This is a genomic window from Synechococcus sp. R5-15, from assembly GCF_047462035.1.
Lineage (GTDB): Bacteria > Cyanobacteriota > Cyanobacteriia > Thermostichales > Thermostichaceae > Thermostichus.
Genome location: NZ_JANSIK010000006.1, coordinates 1 through 1056 on the forward strand (window position 1 = coordinate 1; position 1056 = coordinate 1056).

General features: G+C 55.8%; 1 protein-coding gene. It reads right to left on the reverse strand.

What is annotated here, in order from left to right:
* Positions 1-46: 46 nt before the first annotated feature.
* Positions 47-1056 (reverse strand): iron uptake porin (locus tag NW839_RS00700; RefSeq protein ID WP_414380430.1); only part of this gene is annotated, 1010 nt, incomplete at its 5' end.

The window sequence follows — 1056 nt, forward strand, 5'->3', positions numbered from 1 at the left end:
GGATCCCTACTTAGCAACTTGGATGTCAGCGCAGGGATTTTAAGAACTAGAAAGTAAACACAGCTCGCAAGACACCCACGCCGATGGTTGGATCGGTATCCCCAGACTTGCTAGGCCCACCATTGGGATTGCTCACAAAGTAGGCTGCCGGGGTAAGGGTGAGGTACTCGTTCACCGGGAAGCTGTAGTAAACATCCACGATGAAAGGACGGCTGTCAAAAACTCCCTCCTCGGTGCTGACAATCGGTTGGCCAAACACCACACCGCCCTGAGCACCCTCAATGAAGAGATCCGGGAAAGCAAAGCCAAACAGGAACCCGTTGAAATCTTCATCACCCGGATCAATGGTGCCAGCCGGTACCACGTTGGGCAAGTTGTAATCCACATTGCCAGCAGTAAACCAGCCGGATACGGTAATTCGAGGGCTAAGCTCCCAGTTGGCTGCCACCGAGAAAGCATTGACACGGGCAGAAACATCTACCGTCGTCGTCCGCAGAGGGCCACGGAAAAGGGCTGTACCGTTGGCCAAGAACTCAGGGCCATCGTTTGCCTTCTGCAGATAGGTACTGGCAAACTGCAGGTAGATCTCCAGGTTTTCGTTCGGCAGGAAGCCCAGCTCCACCGCGTGGGCGCTATCGCTACCGGTTATACCGCTGTCGCCGAAGCCCTTGCCCAAGGCTTGAGCGTTCCTGGTGCTGTAGCTGTAGGCCAAGCGTAGTTGATCCGAGAGTCGGTAGCGGAAGCCAAACAGAGCTCCACCTGGCACGTCCGCCGTGGAGTTGGGAGCGTCGGCGAAGTCGGAGAGAGCTTCGAAGGGTGTGCTGTAGTTGAATACATCGAACACACCTGAGCCAACGATACCTGTGTAGATGGTAGCTGCTCGGTTGAAAGCTGGGAATTGGTAGATCAGCTTGGCCAGGGTGAAAGTGCCGCCGCCACGGCCGCCAAACTCAAGGCCGGGATCCCCATCAAAGAACTCAGTCACAGCATCGCGAGCTTGGAGACGAATGCGCAGGCGATCGCGACCCACAAAAGAAGCATCGAAGTTCAAGCGTA